At 54.0% G+C, this 14,348-nt stretch carries 14 protein-coding genes and 1 tRNA gene; 11 read left to right on the forward strand and 4 right to left on the reverse strand.

Annotated features, from left to right (window positions below):
• A complete protein-coding gene (locus AC1MDE_RS11115) occupies window positions 1–294 on the reverse strand; it encodes a co-chaperone GroES (protein WP_021507766.1) in 294 nt (97 codons plus the stop codon).
• A 195-nt stretch (window positions 295–489) separates the two neighbouring features.
• The gene (locus AC1MDE_RS11120; RefSeq protein ID WP_097119018.1) at window positions 490–942 is read right to left on the reverse strand and encodes an FxsA family protein; all 453 of its coding nucleotides are present in this window, start codon (window positions 940–942) and stop codon (window positions 490–492) included.
• Between the two features lie 375 nt (window positions 943–1,317).
• Between AC1MDE_RS11120 and aspA the strand changes: the two genes are divergently transcribed.
• The 5 genes from aspA (at window position 1,318) to AC1MDE_RS11145 (ending at window position 6,895) form a co-directional block, all read left to right on the forward strand.
• Window positions 1,318–2,754 carry an aspartate ammonia-lyase gene (gene aspA / locus AC1MDE_RS11125; RefSeq protein ID WP_007886584.1) on the forward strand — a complete coding sequence of 479 codons (1,437 nt, stop codon included), beginning with the start codon at window positions 1,318–1,320 and terminating at the stop codon, window positions 2,752–2,754.
• 117 nt (window positions 2,755–2,871) lie between these two features.
• A complete protein-coding gene (locus tag AC1MDE_RS11130) occupies window positions 2,872–4,173 on the forward strand; it encodes an anaerobic C4-dicarboxylate transporter (RefSeq protein ID WP_058961867.1) in 1,302 nt (433 codons plus the stop codon).
• Window positions 4,174–4,256: 83 nt separating this feature from the next.
• Window positions 4,257–5,957 carry a protein-disulfide reductase DsbD gene (locus AC1MDE_RS11135; RefSeq protein WP_479401222.1) on the forward strand — a complete coding sequence of 567 codons (1,701 nt, stop codon included), beginning with the start codon at window positions 4,257–4,259 and terminating at the stop codon, window positions 5,955–5,957.
• A 66-nt stretch (window positions 5,958–6,023) separates the two neighbouring features.
• Window positions 6,024–6,602 carry a division control transcriptional repressor DicD gene (gene dicD, locus AC1MDE_RS11140; RefSeq protein ID WP_058961865.1) on the forward strand — a complete coding sequence of 193 codons (579 nt, stop codon included), beginning with the start codon at window positions 6,024–6,026 and terminating at the stop codon, window positions 6,600–6,602.
• Between the two features lie 217 nt (window positions 6,603–6,819).
• A tRNA-Phe gene (locus AC1MDE_RS11145) sits at window positions 6,820–6,895 on the forward strand.
• Between the two features lie 214 nt (window positions 6,896–7,109).
• On the opposite strand, the gene AC1MDE_RS11150 is transcribed toward AC1MDE_RS11145, so the two are convergent.
• Window positions 7,110–7,409, reverse strand: coding sequence for a helix-turn-helix domain-containing protein (locus tag AC1MDE_RS11150; protein WP_479397977.1), 300 nt, complete (start codon window positions 7,407–7,409; stop codon window positions 7,110–7,112).
• Window positions 7,410–7,693: 284 nt separating this feature from the next.
• Between AC1MDE_RS11150 and AC1MDE_RS11155 the strand changes: the two genes are divergently transcribed.
• The 3 genes from AC1MDE_RS11155 (at window position 7,694) to AC1MDE_RS11165 (ending at window position 10,522) form a co-directional block, all read left to right on the forward strand.
• Window positions 7,694–7,960, forward strand: coding sequence for an SDR family NAD(P)-dependent oxidoreductase (locus AC1MDE_RS11155; RefSeq protein ID WP_058961863.1), 267 nt, complete (start codon window positions 7,694–7,696; stop codon window positions 7,958–7,960).
• Window positions 7,961–8,301: 341 nt separating this feature from the next.
• Complete coding sequence (locus AC1MDE_RS11160; protein WP_058961862.1) at window positions 8,302–9,813, forward strand: sialate:H+ symport family MFS transporter; 1,512 nt, start codon at window positions 8,302–8,304, stop codon at window positions 9,811–9,813.
• Window positions 9,814–9,826: 13 nt separating this feature from the next.
• Window positions 9,827–10,522 (forward strand): RraA family protein, encoded by a 696-nt coding sequence (locus AC1MDE_RS11165; protein WP_034826696.1) that lies wholly within the window; start codon window positions 9,827–9,829, stop codon window positions 10,520–10,522.
• Between the two features lie 96 nt (window positions 10,523–10,618).
• On the opposite strand, the gene AC1MDE_RS11170 is transcribed toward AC1MDE_RS11165, so the two are convergent.
• On the reverse strand, window positions 10,619–11,539 hold the full coding sequence (locus tag AC1MDE_RS11170) for a DMT family transporter (protein ID WP_479414779.1): 921 nt from the start codon (window positions 11,537–11,539) through the stop codon (window positions 10,619–10,621).
• 259 nt (window positions 11,540–11,798) lie between these two features.
• On the opposite strand from AC1MDE_RS11170, the gene AC1MDE_RS11175 reads away from it, so the two are divergent.
• From AC1MDE_RS11175 to AC1MDE_RS11185, 3 genes are read left to right on the forward strand one after another with little or no spacing between them, the layout of a single operon-like run.
• A complete protein-coding gene (locus AC1MDE_RS11175; protein WP_058961861.1) occupies window positions 11,799–12,638 on the forward strand; it encodes a transporter substrate-binding domain-containing protein in 840 nt (279 codons plus the stop codon).
• A 2-nt stretch (window positions 12,639–12,640) separates the two neighbouring features.
• Entirely contained in the window at window positions 12,641–13,351 is a 711-nt protein-coding gene (gene pxpB / locus AC1MDE_RS11180) for a 5-oxoprolinase subunit PxpB (RefSeq protein ID WP_058961860.1), read from the forward strand.
• Window positions 13,348–14,334, forward strand: coding sequence for a 5-oxoprolinase subunit C family protein (locus AC1MDE_RS11185; protein WP_479397975.1), 987 nt, complete (start codon window positions 13,348–13,350; stop codon window positions 14,332–14,334). Before pxpB ends, AC1MDE_RS11185 begins: the two co-directional genes overlap by 4 nt.
• Window positions 14,335–14,348 lie beyond the last annotated feature (14 nt).

Raw genomic sequence — 14,348 nt, forward strand, 5'->3', positions numbered from 1 at the left:
TTACGCTTCGACAATCGCCAGGATGTCGCTTTCAGAGATGATCAGAACTTCTTCGTTATCGATCTTTTCAGTTTTGGCACCGTAGCCTTCGCTGAAGATAACCAGATCGCCAACTTTCACGTCCAGCGGCTTAACATCACCGTTTTCCAGGATGCGGCCATTACCCACAGCCAGAACTTCACCACGGGTTGATTTACCAGCTGCAGAGCCGGTCAGAACGATACCGCCAGCAGATTTAGCTTCAACTTCTTTACGCTTGACGATAACGCGATCGTGCAACGGACGAATTTTCATTTGGTAGCTCTCCTTTGAGAAGTCCAATCATTCAGTTTTTTGGGTTGAACCGGACTGCATGGCTTCCGGCCTCGTGGAGAGAGAGATAGGGTCACTAAAAAGGGCTTTCAAGGGGCAAAAAATAAAAAATTTTCGTTTTTGTAACCATTGACGAAAAAGACAGCAAAAAGGGCGACTCTCGCCGCCCTTCTCTTCTTATCGATCTTTATCGTGTCCGATTTGATCCTGATCTTTACGCTCGTATTCGCCATCCATGGTATAGCCACTGTCCGGCCCGGCGCCGGGTCCGCGCCACACACGCAGATGCGGCATTAATTTCAGCGTCAGATGCTTCTGCACCGGAGGCAACAGCAGCAACAAACCGAGGAAGTCAGTAAAGAAGCCCGGCAACAGCAGTAAGAAGCCCGAAATGATCAGTGAAACGCTTTTGGTCATCTCCGCTGCTGGGCTTTCATTGCGCGCCAGCTTCTCCTGCATCAGGCGGAAGTTCTTCATACCCTGGTTCTTCACCAGCGACACGCCGATGCACGAGGTGAAGATCACCAGCAACATGGTAAGCAGCACGCCGAGGGCATGTGCAACCTGAATGAAAATTGAGATCTCAATCCAGGCCAGAACAAAAAAAATCACGAACGGTATCCAGCGCACCGATATCTCCTGTGAGTAGAGCTGCCTCGCTTCTTGCCAGGCAGCAGAAAGGGATGGTCTGTCTGACCGTATTGATAGAGATGGGCATCTCAACCCGCGATTTCAACCGATCCTGCCAAATTTTTCCCACTGACTTAAAATTGCGAACTACATCACATATCGTTATTACCGCTGGGCCAGTAAATGCCCGTAAAGTGATCTGTGCACAAACAATTCTGTAACAACAGAATATGATCGTGCCCGCCAGCCCGAAGATGGATAAAATGTCGGTGCTGGTAATCCACGACAATATAATTGCTTCACCTGCACAGTGATTGCCGCCCGACCATCCCGGTCGCCCGGCAGTGACACCGCAGAAATAATAAGAAGGTAATCATGGCGAACAACATTCGTATCGAAGAAGACCTGTTAGGCATGCGCGAAGTTCCGGCAGACGCTTACTACGGTGTTCATACTCTGCGTGCGATTGAGAACTTCTACATTAGTAACAACAAAATCAGTGACATACCGGAATTTGTCCGCGGTATGGTGATGGTAAAAAAAGCAGCCGCGCTCGCCAACAAAGAGCTGCAAACAATCCCTCGCAACATCGCAAACACCATTATTCAGGCCTGTGATGAAGTGCTGAATAACGGTAAATGCATGGATCAGTTCCCGGTTGACGTCTATCAGGGCGGCGCGGGCACCTCGGTCAACATGAACACCAACGAAGTGCTGGCAAACATCGGTCTGGAACTGATGGGCCACCAAAAAGGTGAATACCAATACCTCAACCCTAACGATCACGTGAATAAGTGTCAGTCGACCAACGATGCTTATCCCACCGGATTCCGTATTGCGGTTTACGCTTCAATTCTGAAACTGCTGGACGGCATCAGCCAGCTCAGTGAAGGCTTCCAGCGTAAAGCGGTCGAGTTCGAAAATATCCTCAAGATGGGTCGTACCCAGCTGCAGGATGCCGTACCGATGACGCTGGGCCAGGAGTTCCACGCGTTTAACGTGCTGCTGAATGAAGAAACCCGCAGCATCCTGCGCACCGCAGAACTGCTGCTGGAAGTAAATCTGGGCGCGACGGCCATCGGGACTCGCCTCAACACCCCGGATGGCTATCAGCAACTGGCGGTTCAGCGTCTGGCGGAAGTCAGTAATCTGCCTGTCGTCCCGGCAGAAGACTTGATTGAAGCGACCTCTGACTGCGGTGCTTACGTGATGGTGCACTCTGCGCTGAAACGTCTGGCGGTGAAACTATCGAAGATCTGTAACGACCTGCGCCTGCTCTCTTCCGGCCCACGTGCGGGTCTGAACGAAATCAACTTGCCAGAATTGCAGGCCGGTTCATCAATCATGCCAGCCAAAGTGAACCCGGTGGTGCCCGAAGTGGTGAACCAGGTGTGCTTCAAGGTTATCGGCAACGACATTACCGTGACCATGGCGTCAGAAGCGGGTCAGCTTCAGCTCAACGTAATGGAACCGGTGATTGGCCAGGCGCTGTTTGAGTCGATCAGCATTCTGACCAACGCCTGCTTCAACCTGCTGGAGAAATGCGTGAATGGCATCACCGCCAACAAAGCTGTTTGTGAAGCTTACGTGTTTAACTCCATCGGTATCGTTACTTACCTTAACCCGTATATCGGCCACCACAATGGCGATATCGTCGGTAAGATTTGTGCGGAAACCGGCAAGAGCGTACGTGAAGTGGTATTGGAACGCGGTCTTCTGACCGAAGCGGAACTGGATGACATCTTCTCTATCCAGAACCTGATGCATCCGACCTACAAAGCCAAACGCTACACCGACGAAAACGAACAGTAATCCGTTCCGGATCAAGTTGCCAAAAGCACGCCTGTATACAATACGGCGTGCTTTTTTCTTATTGGCGGCTACAACTTTAAGAGTCGAGATTTCCCCCACGGCTCAGGAGCGGAATGAATGGTGTTAGTGGAATTATTGATTGTCCTGTTGGCGATCTGGCTGGGTGCACGTCTAGGCGGCATCGGGATTGGATTTGCCGGCGGATTGGGCGTACTGGTGTTGACGCTGTTCTGCGGCATGAAGCCGGGCGCGATTCCCTTCGATGTGATCGAAATTATCATGGCAGTGATTGCCGCAATTGCCGCGATGCAGATTGCAGGCGGACTCGATTACATGGTCGGTTTGGCCGAGCGCCTGCTGCGCCGCCATCCACGTTACGTCACCTTCCTCGCCCCACTCGTCACCTATGTGATGACGCTGCTGGCGGGCACCGGACACACTGCGTTCTCGACGCTACCCGTCATCGCTGAAGTGGCCAAAGAGCAAGGCGTTCGCCCTTCTCGCCCACTGTCGATTGCGGTGGTCGCCTCGCAAATTGCCATTACCGCTTCGCCGCTCTCTGCTGCAGTGGTGTTCTTCGCGTCGATTCTGGAACCGCGCGGTGTCAGCTATCTGGCGCTGCTGGGCGTATCGATCCCAGCCACCATGGCTGCCATCTTCTGTGCCGCCGTGATCACCAGCTTTCTTGGTAAAGAGTTAAAAGAAGACGAGGTGTATCAGGCGCGCTTAGCTAAAGGTGAAGTCACACTGCGCGGAGAACGCGTCTATGACATTAAGCCTGGCGCCAAACGTGCCGTTCTGCTGTTCCTGATCGGCATAGCGGCAGTTGTACTCTACGCCACGGCGATCAGCGACAGCGTTGGGCTAATCAGCAACCCAGTGCTGCCTCGTAACGAAGCGATTGTGGTGTTTATGCTCACCGTTGCCACACTGATTTGCCTAACCTGCAAAGTCGATACCGGCGAAATCCTCAGCGCCAGTACGTTCAAATCCGGCATGAGTGCCTGTATCTGCGTGATGGGCGTGGCATGGCTGGGCGATACCTTTGTCAAAGCCCACCTGGCGGACATCCAGACTGCGGCTGGCGATATGTTGCAGAGCTACCCGTGGATGCTGGCGTTGATATTGTTCTTCGCTGCTACCCTGCTCTATTCACAGGCAGCGACCACCAAGGCGTTGATGCCTGCCGCCCTCATGCTTGGCGTATCCCCTCTCGCCGCCGTTGCCTCCTTTGCCGCCGTCTCAGCCCTGTTCGTGTTGCCGACCTATCCCACCTTATTGGCAGCAGTAGAAATGGATGACACCGGTTCGACCCGAATCGGCAAGTTTGTGTTTAATCACTCCTTTATCATTCCCGGCGTGTTGGCGATTGCCTTCTCCGTGGCGTTTGGCTTCCTGTTTGGTAGCCTGATTCTGTAGCGCCGTTACATCCTGAAAACCTCGTGGCGAGGCGGCCGTGCTATCATCGCGGCTCATTCGCCACCGGAGCTGATTACATCCTCATGGCTGCACGACTTTCTCGCCTGATGGGCCTTTGCCTCGCATTGCTGTTTTGCTTTTCAGCACAGGCCAATATCTTCTCACCTAACAATAACAGCCGCTTTGTGCCGGTGGATCAGGCATTTGGCTTCGATTTCAGCCAGCAGGGCAACCAACTCACACTGAGCTGGAAGGTGAAGGACGGCTATTACCTTTATCGTCAGCAGATTCATGTGACGCCGCAAAAAGCACAGATGGCACCGCTCGCTCTGCCGCCAGGAGAGCCGCATGAGGATGAGTTCTTCGGCAAAAGCGAAATCTATTCGCAGGATTTACAGGTGCCGATCACTCTGCATCAGGCTGAGTCCGGTGCCACGCTCACGGTGACCTATCAGGGCTGTGCGGCCGCTGGTTTCTGCTACCCGCCCGAAACCCGCTCAGTGCCGCTCACTCCGGTTGCCGCCAATCACGATGCAACCGCCGTTAACGCGCAGCCTGCACAACAGCGCACGCCACTGCCGTTTTCACCGCTGTGGGCGCTGCTGATTGGCATCGGCGTCGCCTTCACGCCGTGCGTATTACCAATGTATCCGCTGATCTCCAGCATCATTCTCGGCGGCCAACGTCGTTACTCTGCTGGCCGCCTGTTCGCGCTGGCGATGGTCTATGTGCAAGGGATGGCACTGACTTACACCTTACTCGGCATGGTGGTGGCCGCCGCAGGTTTACGCTTCCAGGCGGCACTGCAGCATCCTTACGTGTTGATTGGCCTGTCAGCGCTGTTCATCGTGCTAGCGCTGTCGATGTTTGGCCTGTTCTCGCTGCAACTGCCTTCCAGTCTGCAAACGCGCCTGACACTGTGGAGTAATCGTCAGCAAGGCGGTTCATTGCCGGGCGTGTTTATGATGGGCGCACTGGCGGGATTGATCTGCTCACCCTGCACCACCGCGCCGCTGAGTGCCATTCTGCTGTATATCGCGCAAAGCGGTAATCTGTGGGCCGGTGCGGGCACGCTGTGGCTCTATGCGTTCGGCATGGGCCTGCCGCTGGTTGCCGTAACGATGTTCGGCAACAAGCTGCTGCCGAAAAGTGGCCCGTGGATGCAGAGCGTCAAAGAGGGCTTCGGCTTTGTGATTCTGGCGCTGCCGGTGTTCTTACTGGAGCGTGTAGTGGGTGATATCTGGGGCTTGCGTCTGTGGAGCCTGCTCGGCGTCGCGTTCTTTGCCTGGGCGTTCAGTCTCAGCCTGCGCGCTAATGGCAAATGGCGCATTCTGCAAATTGTGATGCTGGCGGCAGCACTAGTGGCCGCTCGTCCGCTGCAGGATTGGGCTTTTGGCAGCAGCGCCAGCGTGCAGTCTGTGGCGCATCTGCCGTTTAAAACCATTGCCAGCAGTGAACAACTGGATAGCGCACTTCAGCAGGCACAAGGTCGCATTACCATGGTCGATCTCTACGCCGACTGGTGCGTTGCCTGCAAAGAGTTCGAGAAGTACACCTTCAGCGATGAAGGCGTGCGTGCCGATTTGAGTCAGGTGCAGTTACTGCAAGCCAACGTCACCGCGAATAACGCGCAGGATAACGCCCTGTTGCAGCATTTACAGGTATTAGGCTTGCCCACCATTCTGTTCTATGATGCGCAAGGCAAAGAAATCCCTGGCTCACGCGTCACCGGTTTCCTTAACGCTGCCGACTTCCGCACGCATTTGCACAATCTGTCGCGTTAAACGACACTGGTTGCAGGACACTGCCCGTTCGTGCGCGAGCGGGCCCGCACTCCAGAGGAGAGTCACTTGCAACGTGAACAGATTCTTGAGCATGCGCTGAATGTGCTTGAGCAGAGCGGCCTTGCCGCCACCACTTCCCTGCAGCAGTTGGCCGGTGAGACCGGACTTGATGCAGAACATCTTGAACGTTTCTGGCCCGACCGTGACGCATTATTGTATGACGCGCTGCGCTATCACGGTCAGCAGATTGACAGCTGGCGCCGCCAGATACAGCTCAATGAACATCTCACTGCCCAACAAAAATTGCTGGCGCGTTACGACGTGTTAAGTGAGCACGTGAACAAAGGCCGCTTTCCCGGCTGCCTGTTTATCGCCGCCTGCAGCTTCTATCCGCAGCCTGACCAACCCGTACATCAGTTAGCCGAGCAGCAGAAACGCAGCTCATGGCAGTTCACTCATGAAATTCTGGTGGATTTGGCGCTGGATAATCCGACGATGGTGGCCGATCAAATGGAGCTGATTCTCGAGGGTTGCCTGAGCAAGCTGCTAGTGAAACGCAACGTGCAGGATGTGGCCACCGCGCGTCGTCTGGCAGAGGATGTGCTGAGTATCGCGCTGTGCCGGCAGAACGGGGCACTGGCCTAAACTTTCGCAGTAGGCCCTTAAGCCCGTGCATCATGCAGGTCATGCAGGTCATGCAGGTCATGCAGGTCACGCAATCCTGAGTACCGCTTTACCACCAGCGGGCACGTTGAGATTTTGCACATCCTGCCTGAAAAGCAAGCAATCAGTCACGATTGCTACGCTTTTTTGACGAAAGCCGTTGACGGCTGAAAGCCATTAGGGTTTAATGCGCCCCGTTGCCCGGATAGCTCAGTCGGTAGAGCAGGGGATTGAAAATCCCCGTGTCCGTGGTTCGATTCCGCGTCCGGGCACCAACATTCTGAAAACCCAGCTTATGGCTGGGTTTTTGCTTTTCTGCGTTTGTCGTTTTTGTCATTGCTCACTAACACTCCAGACTGACACAAAATGTTATGTCCCATCCTGAGGACTTAATCCATCAAACGGCGCGATAAGTCCCAAATTGAGGACATTACGCAGCATATTCGAATCACTTAACTCTCGCCTGCTCAGCTCAAATGGCCGCATTGCTTAAAGCAGAAAAGTGAGCCCATCGCCCGTTGGTAGTTCAACGTTCAGGCTCAGCTTCCCGCCTAATGCCTCAACATACTTTTTCAGGCTGGAGAGTTTTACCTCATCGCCTCGGGCTTCCATTACCGCTATGGCTGACGGTGAAACGCCCATTTTCTCAGCTAGCTGTACTTGCGAATGCCCCAGCTCTTCACGTAAGTGACGCAACTGAACACCAATAATTATTCCCGCAACTTTAACCTCAATTTTCTTCTGTGACTCATGAGATCGCTGTGCAATGAGTTCTTCAAGTTTAGGCATAGGGTATTGACCTCCTATTCGTCGGTATAAACCAGAAGTTATATTTGAAACATATCCGTTTTCAATACCAGAACGGTTAAGTGAGGTGGAAATAAAGTTGAACTGAGATACATCACGAATAAAATAGCAAATAGTCTGCAAAGTGCAGTTAGTTATAGGTAACGACCCTTTAGCTCAGAACCCATGAGCAGCATTCATAAGCTCATGCCAATTGCCCCTACAGTCATCAATGGCCTTCCCCGCTATGCTTGCCGCATCAGTCATTCCTCAAGGCGGGAGACACAATGAAAGAGATTATGATGGTTATCGGGCCAGGTGCGATTGGACAAGCCATCGCGCGTCGCGTGAGTCAGGGCAAAACTGTGCTGCTGGCGGACCTCAATTCGAGAAACTGTGCGGCTGTCGCACAAACCTTACGTGATGCCGGCTTTACGGTAGAAACCAGCCAGGTCGATGTCAGTTCGCGCCAATCGATTCAACATTTGGTAGCAGGCCACAGCGCTGGCAGCCCTCATAATGGGACCAGAAGGCGGCTACATCAGCGGCAGTGATTTTCTGATGGATGGCGGCGTGACGGCATCTTATTGGTATGGTGATTTGAAGCCTTGATTAATTTTTCCGCCGGAGTTAAAAACCGGCGGAAATTTAAAAACAACTCTCCAGCCATATTATTAATATATGCCACCATAACAAAACCCAATAAAATTAATTATCAGCAAGTTAAAAGGTAGCCTGATAATATTTCGTGATCCTCACTTCGTTAGCCGTAACACAAGAACCGTAACACGATAAATTCCCGTATTCTTGCTCAAACAGAACAATAACCTCCAATCACAGACTGAAATTTACGGTCTGGATTCCCCTACTCTGTTAATTACACCCGGAGTTTATCATGGCTGAAGAGACAATGGCTTTGACCTGGTATAAGCGGCTTAATCGCCAGCAATGGAAAGCCTTTTGGGCGGCCTGGATGGGCTATATGCTGGACGGATTTGACTTCGTCATTATCACATTAGTGCTTACCGAAATAATGGCGGAATTTAAAGTCAGCACTGCCGAAGCGGCTGCATTAATTTCGGCAGCCTTTATCCTGCGTTGGTTCGGCGGTTTAGCGCTCGGTGCCATGGGCGATAAATACGGGCGTAAAAGTGCCATGATCACCAGCATTATATTATTTGCTGGTGGCACCTTTGCCTGCGGTATTGCACCGAATTACACATGGATGTTTGTTGCACGTATTTTAGTCGGTATTGGTATGGCGGGAGAATATGGCACCAGCTCGGCTTATGCCATCGAAACCTGGCCAAAAGATATGCGCAATAAAGCCAGTGCATTCCTTAATTCGGGATTTTCTGCAGGCGCGATCTTGTCGGTGTTAGCCTACAGCTGGATTGTGCCGCTGTGGGGCTGGCGCGCACTCTTTTATCTCGGCATCATCCCGGTGTTTTTTGCTTTGTGGCTACGCCGTGCCATTCCGGAAGCTGAAGAGTGGGCAGCGGCAAAAGCCAGGGCGACCACACCCACCCTCACCATGGTAGATACCCTTTTCCGTGGCCCCAATCGTAAAAGCAACGTTCTCAACATCTTGTTGGGAGTGCTCGCGGCGGCGGCACTTTACATCTGTTTCGACCATCAAAGCTCAGGACTTGTCATCGCAGCATTAGCGCTGATCACCGCTGGCATATTTATTCGTTTTCTGGTGCAAAGCGGGGGAGATCGCTGGCCCACCAGCTTGATGCTCACGGTCACTATCGTCTGCGTATTTTTGTATGGCTGGCCGATTCACGCTCTTTTACCAACCTATCTGAAAACCGATCTGCATTACTCACCTGAAGTGGTGGCACTGGTATTTTCCTTCAGCCGCTTTGGTATGGGCCTCGGGTGCTGCGTGGCGGGGATTGCGGCCGATCGCATCGGCACGCGTAAAACCTATGTACTCAGCCTGCTGGTCGCCCAAGTGCTGATCATCCCGGTATTTATGCTCAATGGCTCAAACGTCTGGCTGCTATGCCTGCTGATCTTCCTGCAGCAGCTGTTTAGCCAGGGAGTGGGTGGCCTGCTGGCGAAAATGATCAGCGGCTATTTTGATACCGAGCAGCGTGCCGCCAATCTTAGCTTTATCTACAACATCGGTTCACTGGGAGGCGCATTGGCACCGGTGCTTGGTGCACTGATTGCCCAGCACGCATCGCTTGGCGGCGCACTGGGCGGGCTTTCCTTTGGCCTGACCTTCGTGGTGATGCTGCTGATTGGTTTTGATATGCCTTCGCGCGTGCAGCGTTGGTTAAAACCACAAGCCATACGTCATTACGACACCGTTGATGGCACGCCACTTTCCGGTGCATTCACCCGTGAAGATCGCGCCAATTCTTCTCTTACCCCTATAAATCCCAGCAAATCCTGACAGGAGAAATAAAATGACCGCAGGAAATCGTATTTATTTACGCCGTCCCTCCGATGCCGAACCGTTACTGGAAGCGTTCCGCCGTTTACCCGCGGCGGTAGTCGCCGACTGCATGAGTCGCTTGCCTGCGCTATCGGCAGAGATCAGCCTGAAAACGGCGCCTAAAGCCCCCATCATGTGCGGCCTGGCAGTGACCGTGAAGGCACGCTCTGGCGATAACCTGATGTTGCATAAAGCGCTGGATATGGCCGGGCCGAACGATGTCATCATCCTGTCGAATGAGGGTGACCGCAGCCAATCATTGATGGGTGAAGTGATGGCCACTTATGCCAGACAGCGTGGTATGGAAGGCATCGTGCTGGACGGCCCGGTGCGTGATATTGAGGGCTTATCACGTATGGATTTCCCGATTTATGCCGCCGGACATACGCCAGGTGGCCCTTTCAAAGATGGCCCAGGCGAAATCAACGTGCCGATTGCCTGCGGTAAAATTCACGTTTCACCTGGCGATATCGTATTAGGCGATGCCGACGGCGTGATCGTCATTCCCCGGCAGGACGCCGCGCGCATTCTCGAAGCAGCACAAGCTTACTTGATCGTCGATGAACACAACTTTGAGCTGGCGAAAACCGGTTCACTGGAACGCGGTTGGCTGGCGGAAGCACTGCAAAACAAGCAGGTAGAAATTATCGATGATGTTTATCGGTAACGTGCCAGCATGACAGCGAAGAATTGCACAGGTCATCATCCATGGTGGCCTGTCTTTCGCTGAGCGCGCAGCTAAAAAACCCGCAATAACACCGCATCACGGTGTACTGCTCACCATCGCCAATTTGCGCTGACGGTTTTCCCGCCATACCGCAAAGATTCCTGCCAGTGCCACAATCGATGCACCGAAGAGGGTTGTCGTGCCTGGCAGGCTGTTGAGGAACAGATAGCCAATCAGCATTGACCACACCAGCGTAGTGTAATCAAACGGTGCCAACAGCGAGGCATCAGCATAGCGCAGGCTGAGTGTCACCAGAATCTGTGCCAGACCGCCAAACAAACCACAGCCCACCAACAGCAGCCACTGCAAGCCAGTGGGCTTTATCCAGCCGAAAAATGCCGTTGCCAGGCCAATCAACGTCGTCATCAGCGAAAAATAGAACACGATCGCGCCCGGTTTTTCGATGCCATTCAAAAAACGGATTTGCACATTCGAGGTGGCCGTACAGAGTGCGGCAATCAATGCAAAAGCAACACCAAGGCTGGCCGTGGTACTGCTGGCGCCACCTGCCAGCACGCCGCCGCTAGCCGCAAGACTGGAGGAGAGCATAATCAGGATACCCGACAATCCCACCACGACAGCTACCCAGCGCGACATGCGCACCCGCTCCTTCAACAGCATCGCGGCCATGATCACGGTAAACAACGGTGCGGCATAACTCAGTGCCGTGGCATCAGCCAGCGAGATATACACCAGCGCCAGATAATTGAAATACATGCCGCCGGTACCAGAAAAACCGCGAATGAAATGGCCAAACAGATTACGTGTCTTAAGATTCTCCAGCACGTTCCCCTGCACTTTCAGCCAGATTAACAGGGGAAATAGCGCAATAAAGCTGCGGAAAAAAATCACTTCGCCGGTGGGAACGGCACCGTTCAGACCTTTGACACAGGCCAGCATCAGCGTGGCGCACAGTGCGGCGAATATCTTTAATAACACGCCTAATCGGGGATTCATGCTCTCACTCTTCTCTCTCTACCACGTGCAATCGGCGGGGTTGCCGAGAGGACAACGCGGCTTACACTAGGGAGAAAAATGTGCGCTGGATAACACTTTTTCGCTCTGCCTGAATAGAAATAACTTATCGCCATCGGTCATATCATTTCCCTATTGCATAACACGCTTTCCCTCTTTTCCGCCGCAAAACAAAGCCGATATAGTCCAGAAAAGCGAGATTTTGCGCTCCTAAGCAGTATCCACCATTGAGGGAATGCACATGACCATGAAAAGAGTGACCACCATTGGCTTGGCAATGCTGCCGTTGCTGGCTGTTTCGGCGGCGCAGGCAGATATGATGGCGAACATTAAATCGAGCGGTGAATTGAAATGCGCCGTTTACTCCGACGTACCGCCCTTCTCTTCGCCGGATCCACAAACGCGCCAGCTGGCTGGCATGGATATCGACCTGTGTCACGCTCTGGCCAAGCAGATGAACGTCAAACTGACTCTGGTGCCGACCTCTGTTGAAGCGCGTATCGCGGTGATCGCCACCGGCCGTGCCGATGTGTTGATTGCTAACCTGGCCTACACCAAAACGCGTGGTAATCAGATCCAGTTCAGCGATCCTTACTACGTGGCGAAAGAGATGCTGCTGGTGAAAGCGCCGCTGGCAGATAAACCACTGGACTATTTCAAAGGCAAACGTATCAGCGCCACCAAGGGCACCACGTCAGAGCAATCGATCCACATCAAAGGCGGTAAAGCCGTCACCTTCCAGGATTCTGCCTCCGCCTTCCTGGCGCTGGAGCAGAACAAATCGGTGGGCTTTGTCACTAACACCATGACCGGGATGAAAACCATCGCCCAGGCGAAAAAAGACGGCATCAATCTGGCGATGGTGAAAGAGCCGATGGCGCTGGAACCGATTGGTGTCGGCATGAAAAAGGATGAACCTGCCCTGCTGGCCAGCGTTAACAGCGGCCTGAAAGCGATGGACGACGATGGCACCATCGACAAAATCTGGAACACCTGGATTGGGCCAAATACCGAATACAAAATGGTGCGTGAAGAGCGCGTACAACCGCTCTCCAGCCTGAAATTTGAACCACTGGAATAATCATGCCCGTGATGTCGCACTCTGATATCCAGCCCGCCAGCGCATCTGCGCTGGCTTGTTCCTCTTCGATTACGCTCTCAACCATCGGGGCCCGTGCGTGGCTGGTGGAAGCACCGGGTGGATTTGATCTTTCCGCCCAGCGACGCGTCTGGTCATTAGCGCGTTTGCTTCAGGCGGATGAGGCGGTTGAGGCCCTGATCCCCGGCGTCACCAATCTGCTGGTGCTGTTCCGACACATCCCCGAGGACGAAGCGGCCATACGTGCCTCGCTGCATGCCGCCTGGGATCAAGCGCAGGCGATCAGTCCGCAGGGCAAACTGATTGAAATCCCGGTCTATTACGGCGGCGAGCACGCCACCGATCTGGATGCGGTTTGTCGTCATACCGGATTCAGCGCACGCGAAGTGGTGCGCCGTCACCATCAAAGCGAATACACCGTGTTTGCTCTTGGCAGCGCGCCGGGCTTTGGTTACTTGCATGGACTCGATCCGCAATTAGCCACGCCACGCAAGAAAGTCCCCTCGCTCAGCATGTTGAAAGGCACCGTTACCATTGGCGGCGCCCAGGCAGGTGTCTCTGCACTGACCGGCCCCAACGGCTGGAACGCCATCGGTTTTGCCGAGCTGGAAGTGTTTGATCCAATGGCAGAATCCCCCGCGCTAATGGCACCGGGCGATCGTATCCGTTTTCTGCCGCAGAGGATTGAACTGTGATCGAAATTGAACAGAGCGGCGCCCTGAACACGGTTCAGGATCTGGGGCGTTTCAACTTCCGCCATATGGGCGTCTCGGTGAGTGGTGTGATGGATCCGCTGGCACTGCGCGCCGGAAATCTGCTGCTCGGCAATGAAGAAAATGCCGCCGCCATTGAAGTTCAGCTGTTCCCATTCCGTGTGCGTTTTTTGCAGGACAGCAGCATTGCGGTAACAGGTGCGGATTGTCGCGCCACTTTAGACGGTGCGCCGTTGCCGCCCTGGTGGGGCTGCGGCGTGCGTGCCGGACAGGTGCTGGAAATGCGTTACCCGCGCAGTGGCGCACGCGGTTATCTCTGTATAGCAGGCGGCATTGATGTGCCAATGGTGCTGGGTTCGCGCAGCACGGCACTTCGTGGTGGCTTTGGTGGCCTGGAAGGCCGCCCACTGCAGCGTGGCGATCGGTTGGCGCTGGGTGAAACACAGGCATCCCCGTTGCCCAGCAGCGGTATTGGCATTGAGCCGCCCGACAGCGCCCTGCGTGCACATTTCCCGCGTAACAGCGCAGGTGAGATTCAGCTGCGCGCCATTCCATCCGGCGAATATCCCTTGTTTGCTGCCGATGCCGGTCGCTTCTGGCAGCAATCATGGCAGGTCTCCAATCAAAGCAATCGCACCGGATATCGACTGGCAGGCGATCCGATTTTCCCGTCAAAAACCATTGAGATGCGTTCTTACGGGCTGATTCCCGGCATTGTGCAGGTGCCGCCCGGCGGCGAGCCGATCATTCAGCTCAGCGATGCCAACACGGCGGGCGGTTATCCCAAGATCGCCGGGGTGATTGAGCAGGATCTGTGGCGTTTAGGACAGGTATTACCCGGCCAATCGATCCAGCTGATCCAGAGCGATACGCGTGAGGCCATCGCCATCGAGCAACAGGTCGCAGGCTGGCTGAGCCGCTTACGTGTGAGCTGCCCAACGCTGCGTAAAGCGTTAACCGCATAATTTTCCGAAGGAAC

Source organism: Pantoea folii (assembly GCF_056678875.1).